The organism is Thioprofundum lithotrophicum, from assembly GCF_055387065.1.
In genome coordinates, this window is record NZ_AP042379.1 from 1739638 (window position 1) to 1757866 (window position 18229).

At 65.2% G+C, this 18229-nt stretch carries 22 protein-coding genes; 13 read left to right on the plus strand and 9 right to left on the minus strand.

The window, feature by feature from the left end; genetic code table 11:
- Positions 1-115 precede the first annotated feature (115 nt).
- Positions 116-883: a TenA family transcriptional regulator gene (locus ACZ5BH_RS08155; protein ID WP_464888765.1), complete on the plus strand. Its 768-nt coding sequence runs from the start codon at positions 116-118 to the stop codon at positions 881-883.
- An 87-nt stretch (positions 884-970) separates the two neighbouring features.
- Positions 971-1273, plus strand: coding sequence for a sulfurtransferase TusA family protein (locus tag ACZ5BH_RS08160; protein ID WP_464888766.1), 303 nt, complete (start codon positions 971-973; stop codon positions 1271-1273).
- Between the two features lie 157 nt (positions 1274-1430).
- On the opposite strand, the gene accC is transcribed toward ACZ5BH_RS08160, so the two are convergent.
- The 5 genes from accC to ACZ5BH_RS08185 form a co-directional block, all read right to left on the minus strand.
- Positions 1431-2774, minus strand: coding sequence for an acetyl-CoA carboxylase biotin carboxylase subunit (gene accC, locus ACZ5BH_RS08165; protein ID WP_464888767.1), 1344 nt, complete (start codon positions 2772-2774; stop codon positions 1431-1433).
- A 28-nt stretch (positions 2775-2802) separates the two neighbouring features.
- Complete coding sequence (gene accB / locus ACZ5BH_RS08170) at positions 2803-3264, minus strand: acetyl-CoA carboxylase biotin carboxyl carrier protein (RefSeq protein ID WP_464888768.1); 462 nt, start codon at positions 3262-3264, stop codon at positions 2803-2805.
- Positions 3265-3289: 25 nt separating this feature from the next.
- A complete protein-coding gene (gene aroQ / locus ACZ5BH_RS08175) occupies positions 3290-3733 on the minus strand; it encodes a type II 3-dehydroquinate dehydratase (RefSeq protein ID WP_464888769.1) in 444 nt (147 codons plus the stop codon).
- A gap of 333 nt (positions 3734-4066) precedes the next feature.
- The gene (locus ACZ5BH_RS08180; RefSeq protein WP_464888770.1) at positions 4067-4528 is read right to left on the minus strand and encodes a CopD family protein; all 462 of its coding nucleotides are present in this window, start codon (positions 4526-4528) and stop codon (positions 4067-4069) included.
- 142 nt (positions 4529-4670) lie between these two features.
- Entirely contained in the window at positions 4671-5471 is an 801-nt protein-coding gene (locus ACZ5BH_RS08185) for a DUF3530 family protein (RefSeq protein WP_464888771.1), read from the minus strand.
- A 171-nt stretch (positions 5472-5642) separates the two neighbouring features.
- Here ACZ5BH_RS08185 and rpe point away from each other — a divergent pair, with 171 nt between their 5' ends.
- The 7 genes from rpe (at position 5643) to trpC (ending at position 12113) form a co-directional block, all read left to right on the plus strand.
- On the plus strand, positions 5643-6329 hold the full coding sequence (gene rpe, locus ACZ5BH_RS08190; RefSeq protein ID WP_464888772.1) for a ribulose-phosphate 3-epimerase: 687 nt from the start codon (positions 5643-5645) through the stop codon (positions 6327-6329).
- 89 nt (positions 6330-6418) lie between these two features.
- Positions 6419-7114, plus strand: a complete 696-nt coding sequence (locus tag ACZ5BH_RS08195) for a phosphoglycolate phosphatase (RefSeq protein WP_464888773.1) — start codon at positions 6419-6421, stop codon at positions 7112-7114.
- 146 nt (positions 7115-7260) lie between these two features.
- On the plus strand, positions 7261-8745 hold the full coding sequence (gene trpE, locus ACZ5BH_RS08200; protein ID WP_464888774.1) for an anthranilate synthase component I: 1485 nt from the start codon (positions 7261-7263) through the stop codon (positions 8743-8745).
- A gap of 89 nt (positions 8746-8834) precedes the next feature.
- Complete coding sequence (locus ACZ5BH_RS08205; protein WP_464888775.1) at positions 8835-9215, plus strand: GxxExxY protein; 381 nt, start codon at positions 8835-8837, stop codon at positions 9213-9215.
- A gap of 66 nt (positions 9216-9281) precedes the next feature.
- Positions 9282-9863, plus strand: a complete 582-nt coding sequence (locus tag ACZ5BH_RS08210) for an anthranilate synthase component II (RefSeq protein ID WP_464888776.1) — start codon at positions 9282-9284, stop codon at positions 9861-9863.
- A 200-nt stretch (positions 9864-10063) separates the two neighbouring features.
- Positions 10064-11083 (plus strand): anthranilate phosphoribosyltransferase, encoded by a 1020-nt coding sequence (gene trpD / locus ACZ5BH_RS08215; protein WP_464888777.1) that lies wholly within the window; start codon positions 10064-10066, stop codon positions 11081-11083.
- 232 nt (positions 11084-11315) lie between these two features.
- Positions 11316-12113, plus strand: a complete 798-nt coding sequence (gene trpC / locus ACZ5BH_RS08220) for an indole-3-glycerol phosphate synthase TrpC (protein ID WP_464891209.1) — start codon at positions 11316-11318, stop codon at positions 12111-12113.
- Positions 12114-12345: 232 nt separating this feature from the next.
- Here trpC and crp read toward each other — a convergent pair whose 3' ends face one another.
- The gene (gene crp, locus ACZ5BH_RS08225) at positions 12346-12990 is read right to left on the minus strand and encodes a cAMP-activated global transcriptional regulator CRP (RefSeq protein ID WP_464888778.1); all 645 of its coding nucleotides are present in this window, start codon (positions 12988-12990) and stop codon (positions 12346-12348) included.
- Positions 12991-13214: 224 nt separating this feature from the next.
- On the opposite strand from crp, the gene ACZ5BH_RS08230 reads away from it, so the two are divergent.
- The 3 genes from ACZ5BH_RS08230 to speD all read left to right on the plus strand — a co-directional run bounded on the left by ACZ5BH_RS08230 (position 13215) and on the right by speD (position 14945).
- Positions 13215-13643, plus strand: a complete 429-nt coding sequence (locus tag ACZ5BH_RS08230; protein ID WP_464888779.1) for an OsmC family protein — start codon at positions 13215-13217, stop codon at positions 13641-13643.
- A gap of 86 nt (positions 13644-13729) precedes the next feature.
- Entirely contained in the window at positions 13730-14125 is a 396-nt protein-coding gene (locus tag ACZ5BH_RS08235; protein WP_464888780.1) for a VOC family protein, read from the plus strand.
- 10 nt (positions 14126-14135) lie between these two features.
- Positions 14136-14945 carry an adenosylmethionine decarboxylase gene (speD, locus tag ACZ5BH_RS08240; RefSeq protein WP_464888781.1) on the plus strand — a complete coding sequence of 270 codons (810 nt, stop codon included), beginning with the start codon at positions 14136-14138 and terminating at the stop codon, positions 14943-14945.
- A gap of 133 nt (positions 14946-15078) precedes the next feature.
- On the opposite strand, the gene ACZ5BH_RS08245 is transcribed toward speD, so the two are convergent.
- The 3 genes from ACZ5BH_RS08245 to ACZ5BH_RS08255 form a co-directional block, all read right to left on the minus strand.
- Positions 15079-15537, minus strand: a complete 459-nt coding sequence (locus ACZ5BH_RS08245; RefSeq protein WP_464888782.1) for an REP-associated tyrosine transposase — start codon at positions 15535-15537, stop codon at positions 15079-15081.
- A 166-nt stretch (positions 15538-15703) separates the two neighbouring features.
- Positions 15704-16348, minus strand: a complete 645-nt coding sequence (coq7, locus tag ACZ5BH_RS08250) for a 2-polyprenyl-3-methyl-6-methoxy-1,4-benzoquinone monooxygenase (RefSeq protein WP_464888783.1) — start codon at positions 16346-16348, stop codon at positions 15704-15706.
- Between the two features lie 106 nt (positions 16349-16454).
- Complete coding sequence (locus tag ACZ5BH_RS08255; RefSeq protein WP_464888784.1) at positions 16455-17690, minus strand: (Fe-S)-binding protein; 1236 nt, start codon at positions 17688-17690, stop codon at positions 16455-16457.
- A 221-nt stretch (positions 17691-17911) separates the two neighbouring features.
- On the opposite strand from ACZ5BH_RS08255, the gene ACZ5BH_RS08260 reads away from it, so the two are divergent.
- On the plus strand, positions 17912-18226 hold the full coding sequence (locus ACZ5BH_RS08260) for a (2Fe-2S) ferredoxin domain-containing protein (RefSeq protein ID WP_464888785.1): 315 nt from the start codon (positions 17912-17914) through the stop codon (positions 18224-18226).
- Positions 18227-18229 lie beyond the last annotated feature (3 nt).

Sequence of the window (18229 nt, forward strand, 5' to 3'; positions counted from 1 at the left end):
CGCACCGAGTTTGGCGGCATTCCGCGCCGGCCGTGGAAGGTCAGTCTCCTTGCCCGACGAGACTGGATGGTGCGGCCGGGTACCCAGGGCATCGCCACCCACGAGGAGTCGAAAGATGGAAAACATGACCCTGCCTTACTCTCCTTCCGAGCTTGCCTCGCCCCGCGTGGAGGCCAATCTGGCGTTCTTGCGGGATCTGGAAGGCCGCGCCCGGCAACACGGCGTATTCGAACATCCCCTGCTGGTGAACATGGCCGAGGGCCGCTACAGCCCGGCCTTCGTGATCTTCTTTCTGAGCCAGTTTGCCAAGCACATCCGGGTATTCACCGCGGCCCTGGCTGCGCTGCTCGGCAACAGCCCCGACATCAAGAGTCGCTTCGTGCTGTTCGACAACCTCTTCGAGGAGATGGGCCGGGGTGATTTCCGCCAGTGCCACTATCTGCTCTACCTGCGCATGCTCGAGAGTCTTGGCGTGCGCGAGGGCGACATCGCCCGCCTGCCTCCACTGTATGCGGTCGAACTGCTCAACGACGAGCTGTTCCAGGCGGTCACCCGCAAGCCGTTCGTAGTGGGGCTCACCTGGCTGGGCCTCGGTGGCGAGCTGACCATCCCCGACAACTTTCCCCGCATGGCCGAGGCCATCCGCCAGGCCTTTCCCAACACCCAAGTGGACTGGCAGTTCTTCGAGCGCCATGGCGGGCGCGATCAAATGCACAGCGACGATGCCAACATGGTGCTGGCCATGTATCTCGAGGAAAGCGATTGGCCGAATATCGAAATGGAAACCATGAAGTCCCTCACCGCGCGCAAGGCTGTGTGGGACGAACTCGAGAGCATGGCCCGGCGCGGTGTGGACATGCATACCGCGAGCCTCGTCGCCTGACAGGCTTGACCTCGCTCGAGGGAGCGGCGAGGCGACAGGATGTCATTTGCCAGGGATGGCCTCTTTGTTTCCAGGCAGGTTCACGTGATGAAATGGCCAGACTGGTTCCGCCGCCGGCCCGCCCCGTCCCTGGGCACGATCACGGCCCGGGTTCAGCAGGGTGCCGACGGGGACGTGATTATCGACGTGCGCGGCCAGACCTGCCCGGGCTACCTGCTGGCCATCAACCGCGCCGTCGAGAAGCTGCCACCCGCCACCCGCGCCCGCCTGTGGATCACCTACCCTCCCTGCGGCGAAGACGTCCAGGCCTGGTGCGACGCCCGCGGCCTCGTCCTCGAAGGCATGGAAACGGGCGAGGCGATGACGGTCATGACCGTCTACAAGCCGTGAGGGCGGTGTGTGATGGACACGGAGGGCGCGGGGTTTTCGGCAGTTTCTCTGCATTTCCTCGTCAGTCCGCGGGAAACGGCATTTTTGCAACAATCCCTCTGTGTTCTCCGTGTCTCCGTGCCCTCCGTGTTCTTTCCACTGAACCGGCCCGAAGCCTCTACCGCTCCTCGAGCTTCTTCTCCAGGTAATGGATGTTGGTCCCGCCGGCCTTGAAGGCGGCGTCGGTGAACAGTTCCTGGTGCAGCGGGATGTTGGTCTTGATCCCTTCCACCACCACTTCGTTGAGGGCGTTGCGCATGCGGGCCATGGCGGTGTCGCGATCCTCGCCGTAGGCGATCAGCTTGCCGATCATCGAATCGTAGTAGGGGGGCACCCGGTAGCCGTTGTAGATGTGGGTGTCCACGCGGATCCCCGGGCCGCCGGGGGCATGATAGGCGGTGATGGTGCCGGGGCTGGGCATGAAGGTTTCCGGATCCTCGGCGTTGATCCGGCATTCCATGGCATGGCCGATGATCCGGATGTCCTCCTGCGAGTAGCGCAGCGGTTCGCCGGCGGCGATCCGGATCTGCTCCTTGACGATGTCCACGTTGGTGATCATCTCGGTCACCGGATGCTCCACCTGTACCCGGGTGTTCATCTCGATGAAGTAGAACTCGCCGTTCTCGTACAGGAACTCGAAGGTGCCGGCGCCGCGGTAACCGATTTCGCGGCAGGCGGCGGCGCAGCGCTCGCCGATGAAGCGGCGGGTCTCCTCGTCGATCCCGGGGGCCGGGGCCTCCTCGATCACCTTCTGGTGACGGCGCTGCATGGAGCAGTCGCGCTCGCCCAGGTGGATGGCGTTGCCGTGCTCGTCGGCCAGGACCTGGATTTCGATGTGGCGCGGGTTTTCGAGGAATTTCTCCATGTAGACCATGTCGTTGTTGAAGGCCGCGGCGGCCTCCGCCTTGGTCAGGGAGATGGCGTTGAGCAGGGCGGCTTCCGTGTGCACCACGCGCATGCCGCGGCCGCCGCCCCCGCCGGCGGCCTTGATGATGATGGGATAGCCGATTTCCCGCGCCAGGCGAATGTTTTCTTCCGGGTCGTCGCCCAGCGGGCCGTCGGAGCCGGGCACGCAGGGTACGCCGGAGGCCTTCATCGCCTTGATGGCCGCTACCTTGTCGCCCATCATGCGGATGGTCTCGGGGCGCGGGCCGATGAAGATGAAACCGCTCTCCATTACCCGTTCGGCGAAGTCGGCGTTCTCCGAGAGGAAGCCGTAGCCCGGATGGATGGCCACCGTGTCGGTCACTTCGGCGGCGCTGATCACGGCCGGCACGTTGAGATAGCTCTCGGTGGACGGCGCGGGGCCGATGCACACCGATTCGTCGGCCAGGCGCACGTGCTTCAGATCCCGGTCGGCGTCCGAGTGGACGGCCACGGTCTTGATGCCGAGTTCGCGGCAGGCGCGCAGGATGCGCAGGGCGATCTCGCCCCGGTTGGCAATCAGGATTTTGTCGATCATGGTGTTCTGCTTGTGAATGGCGGGAGGCCTAGTCGATGATGAACAGCGGCTGGTCGTATTCCACCGGCTGGCCGTTCTCCACCAGGATGGCCTTGATGGTGCCCGCCTTGTCGGCCTCGATCTGGTTGAGCAGCTTCATGGCCTCGATGATGCACAGGGTGTCGCCCACGTTGACCTGCTGGCCCACTTCCACGAACGGGCTGGCGCCGGGGGAGGGGGCGCGGTAGAAGGTGCCCACCATGGGGGACTTGACCACGTGGCCCTCGGGCACTTCCGGTTCGGCGGCCGGCGCTTCGGCCGCGGCGGGGGCCGGTGTCGCGGCCGGAGCCGGCGCCGGGGCGGGGGCGGCCACGGGCGCCGGGGGCGGCGGCGGGGCCGACTGGCTGTAACGGCTGATCCGTACCGATTCCTCGCCTTCCTGGATTTCGATTTCCGCCACGCCCGATTCCTCGAGCAGTTCGATGAGTTTCTTGACCTTGCGAATGTCCATGGAATTCAACCTGTGTTCTGGGGGTTCAATCTAGCCGCTGGCGCTCGAGGATGGCCTGCAGCGCCAGGAGGTAACCGTGAGGACCCAGGCCGCTGATCACGCCTTCGGCCAGGTCGGAGAAATAGGACTGTCTGCGGAACGCTTCCCGGGCATGCACGTTGGACAGGTGCACCTCGATGAAGGGAATGGCCACGGCGGCCAGCGCGTCACGCAGGGCCACGCTGGTGTGGGTGAAGGCGGCGGGGTTGATGATGATCCAGTCGATGCCGTCGGTGCCGGCCTGTTGCACCGCGTCCACCAGTTCGTGTTCGGCATTGCTCTGCAGGCTGGTGAGGGTGTGGCCGGCCTCCCGCGCCGCGCTCTCGAGCCGGCTGTCGATGTCGGCCAGGGTCGCGTTGCCGTAGTGCTGCGGTTCCCGGCTGCCCAGCAGGTTCAGGTTCGGACCGTGGATGACCAGGATTTTTGCCATGGAGCGCTGCCGTGCCGGGGGCGTTTTTACTGCCGTTCGCCGAAATTGTCTGCCAAAAACCGCCTGTTTTCCGGATGATCCACGAAGGTCATATGTCCGTAACCGGCGTTTCGGCAGGCCGTTTGCGGCAATTTTGCCCCAGCCGCCAGGGTTTGTCCAGAAGCGGGAACAATCGCGGCAAAATCGCCGCAAATCCATTCAAATTGCCGTCACGATACCCGCAAGGAACTGCGTCACGGACTTGAGTTGCTGGTAGCGGGTGGCGGGTCGCTGGGAAAAACCGGAAAGCCGTTCCCAGCCACCAGCTACCCGCCACTCGCTACCTATACGACCTCAGCCGAAGAACCGTCCCCCGCTGGCGATCACGATGACGATCACCCCCAGAATGGTGTTGAAACCCACCAGCTTGCGAATGGTGGCCAGGGCGGCCCCACCGGCCTTCCAGTCCTCCGCGGCCACATGCCGTTTCAGCCGCCGGTAGGGGGCGAAGAACACGTGCAGGAAGATCAGGATCATCACGGTGCCGATCCCGTTCATCAGGTGCACATAGAGCGGCGCCTGTCCGCCGAACAGCCCGAAGATCATCAGCCAGCCGGTGGCCGGCAGCAGAATGATGGCCACCCACACGAAGGGAAAAAAGCGGCCGAACACGCCCACCCAGAGCCGCAGGCGCACGGGCGGTTCGAGCTGGCTGGCGGCCACCGGCCGCAGGCACTGGTGGGCGAAGAACATCCCTCCCACCCAGACGACGACCGAAAGCACGTGCAGCGCGATGTAGAGACTGTTCAGGGACATGGCATTTCTCCTTGGGGAATGTGTGGTTTGTTGTTTCGAAGGCGCGAAAGTTCGAAGGGATTGTATCGCGGCTCGCGCCGCTCCTACGCGGGTGCGGCGCAATCGATTGTAGGCGCGGCGCAAGCCGCGACAAGGGCACTCGTCAGGGCAACTCCATCCCGTCCGCCCGCCGCTTCAGCCAGCCGCGGATCCGCCGCACCAGGGCCTCTTCGTGCGCGGCGAAGAAGTGATCCGCCCCCGGGATCTCCACCTGCACGTAATGACGGTTGTTGGCGGCGCGGGCCGCCCGCGCGCGGGCAGGGGCGGCCTGGCGTACGCTGTCCAGATCCTGGCTGCCGAAGATGTCCAGCACCGGCAGGCGGATCTTCATCAGTGCCGCCACGTTGCTCAGGCGCGGATCGGCCCGGGATTCGATCATGCTCACGCCCACGTAGGCGCGGATGACCGGGTCCGGCTTGCCGGCCAGATAGTCGCTGGCCATGGCCGTGCCGAGGCTGTGGGCGATGAGTGCCTGATTGCGGATCCCGCGCTGTTTCAGCCAGTTCACTGCGGCGGCGATGCGCGGCGCCACCTCGTCGAACAGGGGCGGATAGTCGCTTGCCTTGGCCGCATTGGACAGCACCGGCATCTGCAGGGAGAGCGTGGCCCAGCCGTATGCCGGCAGGGCCGTGCGCAGGGGATGGATCACCTCCGGCCAGTCGGGATGGGCGCCGATCCCGTGCAGCAGGATGGCCGCGCCGCGGGTTTCGGGCGCCTCGGCTGGGGTGAAGATCGCCAGGAAGCGCCGACCGCCGGCCTCGAGCCAGACGGCCTCGCCGTCGATCAGCGTATCGACGATCTGCGCCGCCCAGCGCTTTTCCTTGGCCGTGTCGGAGCCGGCCAGGGTCAGGGCGGGAAGGAGAAACAGCAGGAAAATCAGGGGCCTGATGACGAATCGGGGCATACATCCTCACCAGGGTTGGGGAAGTTGGGCAAGCATAGCCCGTCCGTCACGGGCCGTCAAAAGGCTGAAAAACCGCCTCCGATCGGGTAGACTGCGCGGTTCATTTTTTCCATGCCCGGTGCCGGAACGTCGCCCGGGTGGACGACAACCCGTTTTCACGAGGCGAAAACCATGGCGGACTACCAGATTGCTCCCTCCATCCTCTCGGCCGACTTTGCGCGGCTGGGCGAGGAAGTCGACAACGTGCTCAAGTCGGGCGCCGACATCGTGCACTTCGACGTGATGGACAACCACTACGTGCCCAACCTGACCATCGGCCCGCTGGTCTGCGAGGCCCTGCGCAAGCACGGCGTTACCGCGCCCATCGACGTGCACCTGATGGTCAAGCCGGTGGATCGCATCATCCCCGACTTCGCCAAGGCCGGCGCCACCTACATCACTTTCCACCCGGAAGCCTCCGAGCACATCGATCGCAGCCTGCAGCTGATCCGTAACGAAGGCTGCAAGTCGGGCCTGGTGTTCAACCCGGCCACCCCGCTCGACTACCTCGACTATGTGATGGACAAGGTGGACATGATCCTCATCATGTCGGTCAACCCCGGCTTCGGCGGCCAGAGCTTCATTCCCAGCGCCCTGGACAAGCTGCGCGAAGCGCGCAAGCGCATCGACGCATCGGGCCTCGACATCCGCCTGGAGATCGACGGCGGCGTGAAGGTGGACAACATCCGCGAGATCGCCGAGGCCGGTGCCGACACCTTCGTGGCCGGCTCCGCCGTGTTCGGCGCCCGCAACGCTGCCGATCCCAACGACTACGACACCGTGATCAAGGCTTTCCGCGAGGAACTGGCCAAGGTCTGAGGGCGTCTCATCCCTGTAGGAGCGGCGCGCGCCGCGACCACGATTCATCGCGGCTCGCGCCGCTCCTACGGCCCGTGCAGGAACATCCCATGCTCAACAACCCCGAAATGATCCTCATCGACGTGGACGGCACCCTGGTCGATTCCGTCCCCGATCTGGCCTTCTGCGTCGACGAGATGATGCAGCGCCTCGGCCTGCCGCCCCATGGCGAGGAGAAGGTTCGCCAGTGGGTGGGCAACGGCGTCGAACGCCTGGTGCGCCGGGCGCTCGTCGGCCAGCTCGAGGGCGAGCCGGATCCGGCCCTGTTCGAGAAGGCCTATCCGATCTTTCTCGATCTGTATGCCGAGAACACCAGCAAGCGCAGCCGCCTCTATCCGGGCGTGCGCGAAGGGCTCGAATACCTGCAGGGCGCCGGTTACAAGCTCGGCTGCGTGACCAACAAGGCCGCCCAGTTCACCGAGCCCCTGCTGCGCGACCTGGGCATCGCCGATTTCTTCGCCATCGTCATCAGCGGTGACACCCTGCCGAAGAAGAAGCCCGATCCCCTGCCGCTGCTGCACGCCGCCGATTTCTTCGGCGTCGCGCCCAGCGAGTCCCTGATGATCGGTGACTCCATCTCCGACGTGAAGGCCGCCCGTGCCGCCGGCTTCCGCATCGTCTGCATGAGCTACGGCTACAACCACGGCCAGGACATCCGCGAAGCCCATCCCGACGCGGTCATCGACTCCATGGCCGAGCTGCCGCAACTGCTGCCGGGGCGCAGCGCCCGGGAAGGCGCCGCCTGAGCATGGCGGGGATGCCGAAACGGCGCGAATGGGGGACAATGGCCCGGCGATGGCGTGGCAGCGGCCTCAGGGACGAAGCCGATGCATGATCGCACCCGGGAAGCGGTCGGAAATCCGGAACCACATTCAGTCACCGATTCGGCATCATGAACGAACAGGCATTCGCCGCCCTCGCCCGCGAGGGCTACAACCGCATCCCCCTGATGGACGAGGTCCTCGCCGATCTCGACACCCCCCTGTCCACCTGGCTCAAACTGGCCAACGGCCCCTATTCGTACCTCTTCGAATCGGTTCACGGCGGCGAGAAATGGGGCCGCTATTCCATCATCGGGCTGCCCTGCCGCACCCTGCTGCGCGTGCACGGCCGCCACGTCACCGTGCACACCGACGGTGAACTGGTCGAGGAGACCGTCACCGACGATCCCCTGGTTTTCATCGAACGCTTCCAGGCCCGCTTCCGGGCCTACCAGCCCGAGGGCCTGCCGCGCTTCACCGGCGGGCTGGTGGGGTACTTCGGCTACGACACGGTGCGTTACATCGAACCGCGCCTGGGCGACTGTCCCAACCCCGATCCCCTCCGGCTGCCGGACATCCTGCTGATGGTCTCCGACGAGGTGCTGGTGTTCGACAACCTCTCCGGCAAGCTCTACGTCATCCACTACGTGGATCCGGACGAACCCGACGCCTGGGCGCAGGGCCGCCGGCGTCTGCGCGAGGCCGTGGACCGCCTGCGCAGCGCCACGCCCTACCACGTCCAGGCCCGCGCCGAACGGGTGGCCGAGGCCGATTTCGTCTCCGGCTTCACCCGCGAGGGCTTCCTCGCGGCGGTGGAGAAGGCCAAACGCTATATCGTGGATGGCGACATCATGCAGGTGGTGCTCTCCCAGCGCCTCTCCATCCCCTTCCATGCCCGGCCGCTGGATCTCTACCGCGCCCTGCGCAGTCTCAATCCCTCGCCCTACATGTACTACCTGGATCTGGGCGGTTTTCACGTGGTGGGCTCCTCGCCGGAGATCCTGGTCCACGTGGAAGACGGCAATGTCACCGTGCGCCCCATCGCCGGCACCCGCCCCCGCGGCCGGGACGAAGCCGAAGACCGGGCCCTGGAAGCCGAGCTGCTGGCCGATCCCAAGGAACGGGCCGAACACCTCATGCTCATCGACCTGGGCCGCAACGACGTGGGCCGCATCGCCGAGACCGGCAGCGTACGGGTCACCGAGGAGATGGTCGTGGAGCGTTACTCCCACGTCATGCACATCGTCTCCAACGTGGTCGGCCGCCTGCGCCCCGGCCTGTCCAACCTCGACGTGCTGCGCGCCACCTTCCCCGCCGGCACCGTCTCCGGCGCGCCCAAGATCCGCGCCATGGAGATCATCGACGAACTGGAGCCGGTCAAGCGCGGCGTCTACTCCGGCGCCGTCGGCTACCTCGGCTGGTCCGGCAACATGGACACCGCCATCGCCATCCGCACCGCCGTCATCCAGGGCGACACCCTGCACATCCAGGCCGGCGCCGGCATCGTCCACGACTCCGTCCCGGCACGGGAATGGGATGAAACCATGAACAAGGGCCGCGCCATCTTCCGCGCCGTCACCCTCGCCGCCGCCGGCCTCGACACGGTGCACAAGTAGCCGGCTCGGTGGAAGGAACACGGAGGGCACGGAGGCACGGAGAACACGGAGTGGTATTGCGATAAGATCGCTCGGTCAGGAGGAGCGACATGGACAGGGATTTGTTGCTGAACCGCATTGTGAAGGCGGCCATTACAGTACATCGGGAACTCGGGCCGGGGTTGCTCGAATCGACGTATCAGCGTTGTTTGTTGATTGAGCTTGAACACGAGGGATTGGGTTTTGAAACGGAAGTTCCGGTTTCAGTTGAATACCGCGGGCAAGTCATTACCCATGCCTATCGCATCGATGTTCTTGTCGAAAACGAAGTGGTGCTTGAATTGAAGGCGGTGGAGACGGTCACAGACAAACACAAGGCGCAATTGCTGACCTATCTCAGATTATTGAACAAGCGTATCGGATTGTTGATCAATTTCAATGAAATCCTCCTCAAGAACGGAATCCGCCGGATCATCAATGGCTATGACTGACATCAAGAACCTCCGTGCCCTCCGTGCCTCCGTGCCCTCCGTGTTCCTTTCCAGAGGACCACAAAAATGCTCCTGATGATCGACAACTACGACTCCTTCACCTACAACCTCGTCCAGTATTTCGGCGAGCTGGGCGTGGCGGTGGAAGTCCATCGCAATGACCGCATCACGGTGGAGGAGATCGAGGCGAAGGACCCCGAGTGGATCGTCATCTCCCCCGGCCCCTGCACGCCGAGGGAGGCCGGCGTCTCGGTGGATGCGATCCGCTATTTCGCCGGGCGCAAGCCGATCCTCGGCGTGTGTCTCGGCCACCAGAGCATCGGCCAGGCCTTCGGCGGCGAGATCGTCCATGCCGGCGCCATCATGCACGGCAAGACCTCCATGATTCACCACAACGACAAGGGCCTGTTCCGCGGCATCGCCAACCCCTTCGAGGCCACCCGCTACCACTCGCTGGTGATCGACAAGGCCAGCCTGCCCGAAGCCCTCGAAATCACCGCCTGGACCGAAACCCCGGCAGGCGATCTCGACGAAATCATGGGCGTGCGCCACCGGGACTACCCCATCGAAGGTATGCAGTTCCACCCCGAATCCATCCTCACCGAACACGGGCACGATCTGCTGAAGAACTTCCTTGAACAATACTGAGGTGGAAGGAACGCAGAGAGCGCAGAGACGCAGAGATCGCAGAGGGATTGAAGTATGATGAGGAAACGGATGCAGCCTTGTCGCAACAGAATCCTGCTGTCAATGTCAGAATCGGAAATGCATCTACAACAAACTCCGCGCCCTCTGCGTCTCTGCGCTCTCTGCGTTATTTCCACCGACCCCGAACGGAGCCACCACCGATGAACATGCAAGAAGCCATCCGCACCGTCACCGAACGTCAGGATCTGACCCCCGGGCAGATGACCACCGTGATGCGCCTGATCATGACCGGCGAGGCCACGCCGGCGCAGATTGGCGGGTTTCTGATCGGCCTGCGCATGAAGGGCGAGACGGTGGACGAGATCGCCGCGGCGGCGCAGGTGATGCGGGAGCTGGCCACCGGGGTGAAGGTGACGGGCGAGCACGTGGTGGACATCGTCGGCACCGGCGGGGATGCCACCAATACCTTCAACGTCTCCACCGCCTGCACCTTCGTGGTGGCCGCGGCCGGCGGGCGGGTGGCCAAGCACGGCAACCGCTCGGTGTCGAGCAAGTCGGGCAGCGCCGATCTGCTGGAAGCGGCCGGCGTGAATCTGGATCTCACCCCGGAACAGGTGGCCGAGTGCATCGAAAAGGTGGGCGTTGGCTTCATGTTCGCCCCCCGGCACCACAGCGCCATGAAGCACGCCATCGGACCGCGCCGGGAGATGGGCGTGCGCACCGTCTTCAACGTGCTGGGGCCGCTCACCAACCCGGCCGGGGCGCCCAACCAGCTGCTGGGCGTGTTCAGCGCCGAGCTGGTCGAGCCCCTGGCCGAGGTGCTGCGCAAGCTCGGCAGCCATCACGTGCTGGTGGTCCACGCCGAAGACGGCATGGACGAGATCAGCATCGGCGCGCCCACCCGCGTCGCCGAGCTGCGTGACGGGCGCATCGAGACCTACACCATCGCGCCGGAACAGTTCGACCTGCCCCGTGGCAGCCTCGCCGAGCTGCAGGTGCACAGCGCCGAGGAATCCCTGGCCATCATCCGCCGCGTCCTCGACGACGAACCGGGCCCGGCCCGCGACATCGTCCTCCTCAACGCCGGCGCCGCCCTCTACGCCGCCGGCCTGGCCGACACCCTCGACGCCGGCATCCGCCTCGCCGACACCCAGATCGCCACCGGCGCTGCCCGCGAAAAACTCGAACAGCTCGTGGCGGTGTCCAACGGTTTCGTTTGAGGTGCAGTGGAAGCAACGCAGAGGGCGCAGAGACGCAGAGGACGCTGAGGGGATGATGAGAAAGGTCGGTTACCCTCTGCCTTTTTGGCGATTCCATTCTCCAATGGTGCTATTGATGTTGCCAGTGAGCTGTGCGAAGTTGCAATGAGTTACCCAATTTGAAAACCTCGGCGCGCTCTGCGTCTCTGCGCCCTCTGCGTTCTTTCCACCCACGTCAGACCACTTGAACGAGATGACCGATACCCCCGACATTCTGAACAGGATCACCGCCCGCAAGGCCGAGGAAGTGGCCGAGCGCATGGCGCGGCATCCGCTGGAGGAGATGATGGAACGGGCCGCGCAGGCGATGCCGGTGCGCGGGTTCGTGGCGGCCATCGGCGAGCGGCTGGCGGCGGGGCAGCCGGCGGTGATTGCCGAGATCAAGAAGGCCTCGCCGAGCAAGGGGGTGCTGCGGGCGGATTTCCGTCCGGCCGAGATCGCCCGCGCCTATGAACAGGGCGGGGCGGCCTGCCTGTCGGTGCTGACGGACGTGGACTTCTTCCAGGGTTCGGATCACTACCTGGTCGAGGCCCGTGAAGCCTGCCGCCTGCCGGTACTGCGCAAGGACTTCATCATCGACCCCTACCAGATCTACGAAGCCCGGGCCATCGGCGCCGACTGCATCCTGCTGATCGCCGCCTGCCTGAGCGACGCGCAGATGCGCGAACTGGCCCACCTGGCCGTGAGCCTGGGCATGGACGTGCTGGTGGAAGTGCACGACGCAGCCGAACTGGCCCGCGTCCTGCCCCTGAACCTCCCCCTGGTGGGCATCAACAACCGCAACCTGCGCACCTTCGAAACCCGCCTCGAAACTACCCTGGACCTGCTGCCCCAGATCCCGAAGGACCGCATCGTCGTCACCGAAAGCGGCATCCACACCCGCGACGACGTCGCCCGCATGCGCGCCCACGGCGTCCACACCTTCCTCGTCGGCGAAGCCTTCATGAAGGCCGCCGATCCGGGGGAAAAACTGCGGGAACTGTTCGGCTGATTCGGCCGGACTGCAAATAACACGGAGGGCACGGAGGCACGGAGAACACGGAGAAGAATGAAGTGATGGGTCGGAAAGCTTCCGGATGCGAACAAGCGATTCGCGATCGCCGATCAGGAATTCGGCAGGTGGAATGAATTTATGCAGTAGCGAGGCCAACCGACGTCAACAACAACCCACAAAACCTCCGTGCCCTCCGTGTTTCTTCCACCGCCCCGAAAAGCATGCCCGATCAGCGCGCGCCGAAGACGACAATCGTCTTCCCCTTCACCGAGATCAACCCCGATTCCTCCATGTTCTTGAGCACGCGCCCCACCATTTCCCGCGAGCAGCCGACGATGCGGCCGATTTCCTGGCGGGTGATGCGGATCTGCATGCCTTCGGGGTGGGTCATGGCATCGGGCTGCTGGGTCAGGTCGAGGAGGGTGCGGGCCACGCGGCCGGTCACGTCCATGAAGGCCAGGTCGGAAACCTTGCGGCTGGTGTGGCGCAGGCGGGCGGCCATCTGCTTGGCCAGGGCGAAGAGCACGTCCGGGTGTTCCTGGTAGAGCTGGCGGAACTTGGCGTAGGAGATCTCGGCCACCTCGCAGGCGGTGCGGGCGCGCACCCAGGCGCTGCGGGCCTCCTCCTCGTCGAACAGGCCCATCTCGCCGAAGAAATCGCCCTTGTTCAGGTAGGCGAGCACGATTTCGCGGCCTTCCTCGTCCTCGATCAGCACCGAGACGGAGCCTTCGACGATATAATAGAGCACGTCCGGCTTGTCCTCGGCGTAGATGATCACGCTCTTGGCCGGATAGCTGCGCCGGTGGCTGTGCTCGAGGAACTCGTCCAGCGAGTCGATGCCGGTGGTCTCTTGCGTTTGGTTCACCTGACCCATGATCTTCCCTTCCTGGTGGCTGACGGTGAGAGGCGCCTATGGTATACCACCAAACCTTGAAGTAAACCGGCCGAGGCGACTTCCTTGCGGAAGTGAGAAGGCGGTCACTCCTGGCGGCGGATCGGTGCGCCCGGGATGGGCCGAAAATCCAAGGATACACGCAGAGTATAGTCCCTGCGGCCTCCGTCTGCAGAAACCGGCCGGCATCGGCCGAAAGGGGTAGCATGAAAGCGCGAATCAAGTGGGTCGAAGACGTCACCTTCGCCGGCGAGTCCGGCAGCGGACACACGGTGGTCATGGACGGCCCCCCGGAACACGGCGGCCACAACCGGGGCGTGCGGCCCATGGAGATGATCCTTCTCGGCCTCGGCGGCTGCACCGCCTTCGACGTCATCCACATCCTCGGCAAGTCCCGCCAGCCGGTGACCGACTGCGAGGTGGAGCTGAGTGCCGAGCGGGCCGAGACCGAGCCCAAGGTGTTCACGAAGATCCACGTGCACTTCATCGTCACCGGCGAAGGGCTGGACGAGAAGCGGGTGGCCCGGGCCGTCTCCCTCTCGGCCGAGAAATACTGCTCGGCCTCCATCATGCTGGCCCGGGCCGGGGTCGAGATCACCCACGACTACGAAATCCGCGAGGCGCCGGCCGGCTGACAGGTCTGACGGGACCCGGAAACTCTCGCGGAACGCCGGAATTTTGCTAGAATACCCGGCCTTTTCCGCCCGGATCGAGAACCCGCATGACCCGACCCGCCCCCACCGCCGGCCTGCGCCACGTGGCGCTGTACGTGACCCGCTTCGAGGAGACCGAACGCTTCTACACGGCGCTGCTGGGCATGCGCGTGGAATGGCGCCCGGATCCCGACAACGTCTATCTCACCTCGGGCCATGACAACCTGGCCCTGCACCGGGCCGCCGAGCCGCCCGCCGGCCCCCAGCGCCTCGATCACATCGGCTTCATCCTGCGCCGCCCCGAAGACGTGGATGCCTGGCACGAATATCTGCTTGCCGCCGGCGTGACCATGCGCTCGGCGCCCCGCACCCACCGCGACGGCGCGCGCAGCTTCTACTGCGAGGATCCGGACGGCAACGTGGTGCAGATGATCCATCATCCGCCGCTGGCGGAAACCCCCTGAGGTGCTTCCCATGCCCCGGCGCAGCTACCAGAAGAAACTCAAGCTGAGCGGCTTCAACAACCTCACCAAGACCCTCAGCTTCAATCTCTACGACATCAACTACGCCGAAACTGCGGCCCAGCAGCAGGCGTACATCGAGTACATCGACGAGGAATACAACGCCCGCCGCCTCACCGCCATCCTCACCGAGGTCAGCCACCTGATCGGCGCCAGCATCCTCAACATCGCCCACCAGGATTACGATCCCCAGGGCGCCAGCGTCACCATGCTGATCGCCGAGGAACCGGTGGTCTCCGAGGAACTGCAGAACGCCGAACGTCCCGGCCCCCTGCCCGAAGCGGTGGTCGGCCATCTCGACAAGAGCCACATCACCGTGCACACCTATCCGGAAAGCCATCCCGACAACGGGATCAGCACCTTCCGCGCCGACATCGACGTCTCCACCTGCGGCCGCATCTCGCCCCTGCGCGCCCTCAACTACCTGATCCACAGCTTCGATTCCGACATCGTGATCATGGACTACCGCGTGCGCGGCTTCACCCGCGACGTCCGCGGCCGCAAGCACTACATCGACCACAAGATCAACTCCATCCAGAACTTCATCGCCCGCGACACCAAGGAGCGGTACCAGATGATCGACGTCAACGTCTACCAGGAAAACATCTTCCACACCAAGATGATCCGCAAGGAGTTCGACCTCGACAACTACCTCTTCAACATCGACGCCGCCGATCTGCCGGAGAAGAAACAGAAACGCATCCGCAAGCAACTGCAAAAGGAAATGCAGGAAATCTTCTACGGGCGGAACATTCCGCGCTAGGCTCGGTGTTCGCGGCTTGCGCCGCTTCTACAGGAGGGACGTACACAACCTGTAGGAGCGGCGCAAGCCGCGATTTTCCCCGCGAAGACGACCGCGCCTAACGGAGCGGCGCAAGCCGCGATGCATCCTTCCGCTACAACCACACTGCATCCCACAGGGGATAGTCGCCGATCTGCTCCACCAGTCCCGCCCGCAGGGGATTGGCGATGACATATCGGGCCAGCGCCCGGATGTCTTCCTCACGCCGCAGCGCATGGTCGTGAAAACCTTTCTGCCAAAGGGGCTCCCTGCTCCCGCGCATTCGATTGATTCGCATGGCACTGGCAGCCTTGACTGTGCGAACGACTGAAGACAGGGTCTTTTGTCCCCTCAACTGCATCAGCCAGTGAACATGATCGGGCATGACGACATAGCAGAGCGTATCGGCATCTCTGCTTTCCTGTTGGAAGACATGGACAATCTGCCGGCCGAATTGCCAGTGGCGAAAAATTGGTGTGCGTTGGCGGGTGACGAAGGTCAGCAGATAGATCCGTCCGGATTCGGAATGGCGACCGATGCGCAGGCGATAGCCTTGTGGTGGTTTTCTCGGCATGGCACGTCCGTGTGCAATGGTTGGGTGGAAGAATGGGCGTATCGCGGCTCGCGCCGCTCCTACAGAGGGAACAAGGCAACCATCCCCTGTAGGAGCGGCGCGAGCCGCGATTTCCCCCCGAAGACGCCTGCGCACGATGAAACGGCGCAAGCCGCGATAGCCTTCCTCAAACCCAATACACCGTCCCCGTCATCACCTTCGCCGTCAGCTTCATCATCAGCTTCACCGGCCCCGGCAGTTCGGCGCCGCCGGCGTGCAGGGCGGTGGTGGCGTGGTGGGCCTCGTCGATCTTCATCTGCTCGAGGATGGCGCGGGTCTTGCGGTCCTTCGCGCTGATCTTCGCCAGGTGTTCGTCCAGGTGCCGTACCACCTGTTTCTCGGTTTCGTTCACGAAGCCCAGGCTCCACCGGTCGCCGGCCAGGCCGGCGAGCGCGCCGATGGCCAGGGAGCCGGTGTACCACAGGGGATTCAGGTAACTCTTGTGGCTGCCCAGCTCCGTGATGCGCTGCTCGCACCAGTCCAGGTGATCGTTCTCCTCCAGGGCGGCGCGCTCCATCTTCTCGCGCACCTCGGGCAGTTTGGCGGTCAGGGCCTGGCCTTCGTACAGCCCCTGGGCGGCCACCTCGCCCGAGTGGTTGATGCGCATCAGGCGTCCGGCCAGCTCCCGCTCGGCATCGCTGAGATCGGCCTCGGGAATGTCGGCCGCCGGGTTGGGCCGCTCGGTCACCCGGGGTTTGCCGAACAGGGTGCGCAGGCCCGTATCCAGATGCATGACCAGGCGATCGGGCAGGGTGTAATTGCGTGTGGACATGAGGGGAAAGATACAGGATACAAGGGAAAGGATACAAGAAACCCGGAATCGGCCGTCTGTCCGGCAACCTCGTAGGCCGGGTCAAGCGCAGCGGACCCGGCAGGATTTACGCCTCCACCAGCCGCGCCGCCATCACCACCACCGGATGCACCACGGGCAAATTCGGATCGTGCCCCAGCCCGGCGTTGAGGAACAGCGCGCAGCCGGGATTGGTGCTGGCCACCATGTCGGGCGCCAGGCGGGCGATGGCTTCCAGTTTGGCGCCGCGCAGCCGGTCGGCCACCTCGGGGACGCGCAGCATGGCCTCGCCGCCGGCACCGCAGCAGCGGTCGTTCTCCGCCAGGGGCACCACCCGCAGCCCGGGCAGGCGGGCCAGCAGTTCGCCGGCGGTGTCCTGCTGGCGCAGGCCGTTGAGCTGGCTGCAGGGCAGGTGCACCGCCACGGTCAGGGGCGGATCAGCGGCGCGAAACCGCTCTGCGGGAAAAGGCTGGCGGGCGAGGAAGGCGGTGATCTCCTCCAGTCGCGCCACGAACGCCTCGGCCTGCGGGCGATCGCCTTCATCGAGGGGCAGTTCGGCATAGCGCTGCAGGTGGGGGCCGCAGCCGGTGGCGAGATACAGGATTGTCTCCGTTGCGCCGCCGGCCGCGGCCAGCAGGCCCCGGGCCTGATCGGTGGCCAGCGCCGTCTCGCCCCGGTGCCAGGCCAGCGCCCCGCAGCAGCCGGTCTCGAGGCGCCGCACCGAGAAGCCGTAGGCTTCCAGCACCCGGATGGCGGCCCGCACCGTCGCCTGCTCCAGCGTGCCGCCCAGGCAACCGGTGAACAGGGCCACCTGTCTGCGTCCGGCGTCATCCGCCGGGCGGGGCAGGGGCGCGGGTGCCGACAGCGGCGGCAGCAGCCGCGCCGCCCGGGAAAGCCCGGCAAGGCGCAGCAGGCCGGCCATGCGGGCCAGCCCCAGCAGCCCGCTGCGCTGCAGGAAGCGCAGGCCCCCATGCAGGCGGCGCAGGCGGGCCGGCCTTCCCAAGAGGCGCAGGGCGAAGCGTTGCCGTCGGCCGGCGGCCCCGAGGCCTGGCTGTTGCCGGCCCAGATCCATCAGCCGCTCGAACTCCACCCCGGCCGGGCAGACCCGCTCGCAACGCCGGCAGCCCACGCACTCGTCGAGGTGTTTGCGCACGCGGGCATCGGGCGCCAGCCGGCCCTCGGCCAGCCCCTGCAACAGCGCAATCCGCCCGCGCGGCGACGCGTTCTCGTCCGGGCGCAGCCCATAGGTGGGGCAGTGGGGCAGGCACAGCCCGCACTTCACGCAGCGATCGGCCAGGGCGAGGATTTGAGAGGAAAGGGACAAGGAATTCGGGGCTCGTGTCGATGCGTTCAGAAGGATGAATCTGCCTTCCTGTTAATCTGGCCCATCGCGGCTCGCGCCGCTCCTACAGGAATGGAAACAGGTTTTCCGCGGTAGGAGCGGCGCGAGCCGCGACAAACCTTGCCTATGCAAAAAGCCGATTGGGTAGCGGTACCACACACCGTATAATCTTACCCCATCCACCCTCATCCCCCGCCAAACCCATGTCCTTCTACCGTCACCACGTCTTTTTCTGCACCAATCAGCGCGCCGAGGGCGAGCCCTGCTGCGCCCGTTTCGGCAGCCAGGCCCTGCGCGACTACATGAAGCAGCGGCTCAAGGACGAGGGCCTGCACGGTCCCGGCCGGGTGCGGGTGAACACGGCCGGCTGCCTCGGCCGCTGCGAACTGGGGCCGGTGCTGGTCGTCTATCCCGAGGAGGTCTGGTACACCTTCATCGATCGCCGGGATCTCGACGAGATCATCGAAAGCCACCTCAAGCAGGGGCAGGTGGTCGAACGCCTGCGTCTTCCGGAGTAGCCC

What these genes read in the sequence shown, in the direction of transcription:
- trpC (WP_464891209.1), top strand. Translation starts at nt 11,316, where the DNA reads ATGACCGATACCCCCGACATTCTGAACAGGATCACCGCCCGCAAGGCC.
- ACZ5BH_RS08260 (WP_464888785.1), top strand. Translation starts at nt 17,912, where the DNA reads ATGTCCTTCTACCGTCACCACGTCTTTTTCTGCACCAATCAGCGCGCC.
- crp (WP_464888778.1), bottom strand. Translation starts at nt 12,990, where the DNA reads ATGGGTCAGGTGAACCAAACGCAAGAGACCACCGGCATCGACTCGCTG.
- aroQ (WP_464888769.1), bottom strand. Translation starts at nt 3,733, where the DNA reads ATGGCAAAAATCCTGGTCATCCACGGTCCGAACCTGAACCTGCTGGGC.
- ACZ5BH_RS08180 (WP_464888770.1), bottom strand. Translation starts at nt 4,528, where the DNA reads ATGTCCCTGAACAGTCTCTACATCGCGCTGCACGTGCTTTCGGTCGTC.
- ACZ5BH_RS08155 (WP_464888765.1), top strand. Translation starts at nt 116, where the DNA reads ATGGAAAACATGACCCTGCCTTACTCTCCTTCCGAGCTTGCCTCGCCC.
- ACZ5BH_RS08245 (WP_464888782.1), bottom strand. Translation starts at nt 15,537, where the DNA reads ATGCCGAGAAAACCACCACAAGGCTATCGCCTGCGCATCGGTCGCCAT.
- speD (WP_464888781.1), top strand. Translation starts at nt 14,136, where the DNA reads ATGCCCCGGCGCAGCTACCAGAAGAAACTCAAGCTGAGCGGCTTCAAC.
- accC (WP_464888767.1), bottom strand. Translation starts at nt 2,774, where the DNA reads ATGATCGACAAAATCCTGATTGCCAACCGGGGCGAGATCGCCCTGCGC.
- ACZ5BH_RS08205 (WP_464888775.1), top strand. Translation starts at nt 8,835, where the DNA reads ATGGACAGGGATTTGTTGCTGAACCGCATTGTGAAGGCGGCCATTACA.
- ACZ5BH_RS08230 (WP_464888779.1), top strand. Translation starts at nt 13,215, where the DNA reads ATGAAAGCGCGAATCAAGTGGGTCGAAGACGTCACCTTCGCCGGCGAG.
- ACZ5BH_RS08185 (WP_464888771.1), bottom strand. Translation starts at nt 5,471, where the DNA reads ATGCCCCGATTCGTCATCAGGCCCCTGATTTTCCTGCTGTTTCTCCTT.
- trpE (WP_464888774.1), top strand. Translation starts at nt 7,261, where the DNA reads ATGAACGAACAGGCATTCGCCGCCCTCGCCCGCGAGGGCTACAACCGC.
- trpD (WP_464888777.1), top strand. Translation starts at nt 10,064, where the DNA reads ATGAACATGCAAGAAGCCATCCGCACCGTCACCGAACGTCAGGATCTG.
- ACZ5BH_RS08210 (WP_464888776.1), top strand. Translation starts at nt 9,282, where the DNA reads ATGCTCCTGATGATCGACAACTACGACTCCTTCACCTACAACCTCGTC.
- accB (WP_464888768.1), bottom strand. Translation starts at nt 3,264, where the DNA reads ATGGACATTCGCAAGGTCAAGAAACTCATCGAACTGCTCGAGGAATCG.
- coq7 (WP_464888783.1), bottom strand. Translation starts at nt 16,348, where the DNA reads ATGTCCACACGCAATTACACCCTGCCCGATCGCCTGGTCATGCATCTG.
- ACZ5BH_RS08195 (WP_464888773.1), top strand. Translation starts at nt 6,419, where the DNA reads ATGCTCAACAACCCCGAAATGATCCTCATCGACGTGGACGGCACCCTG.
- rpe (WP_464888772.1), top strand. Translation starts at nt 5,643, where the DNA reads ATGGCGGACTACCAGATTGCTCCCTCCATCCTCTCGGCCGACTTTGCG.
- ACZ5BH_RS08235 (WP_464888780.1), top strand. Translation starts at nt 13,730, where the DNA reads ATGACCCGACCCGCCCCCACCGCCGGCCTGCGCCACGTGGCGCTGTAC.
- ACZ5BH_RS08160 (WP_464888766.1), top strand. Translation starts at nt 971, where the DNA reads ATGAAATGGCCAGACTGGTTCCGCCGCCGGCCCGCCCCGTCCCTGGGC.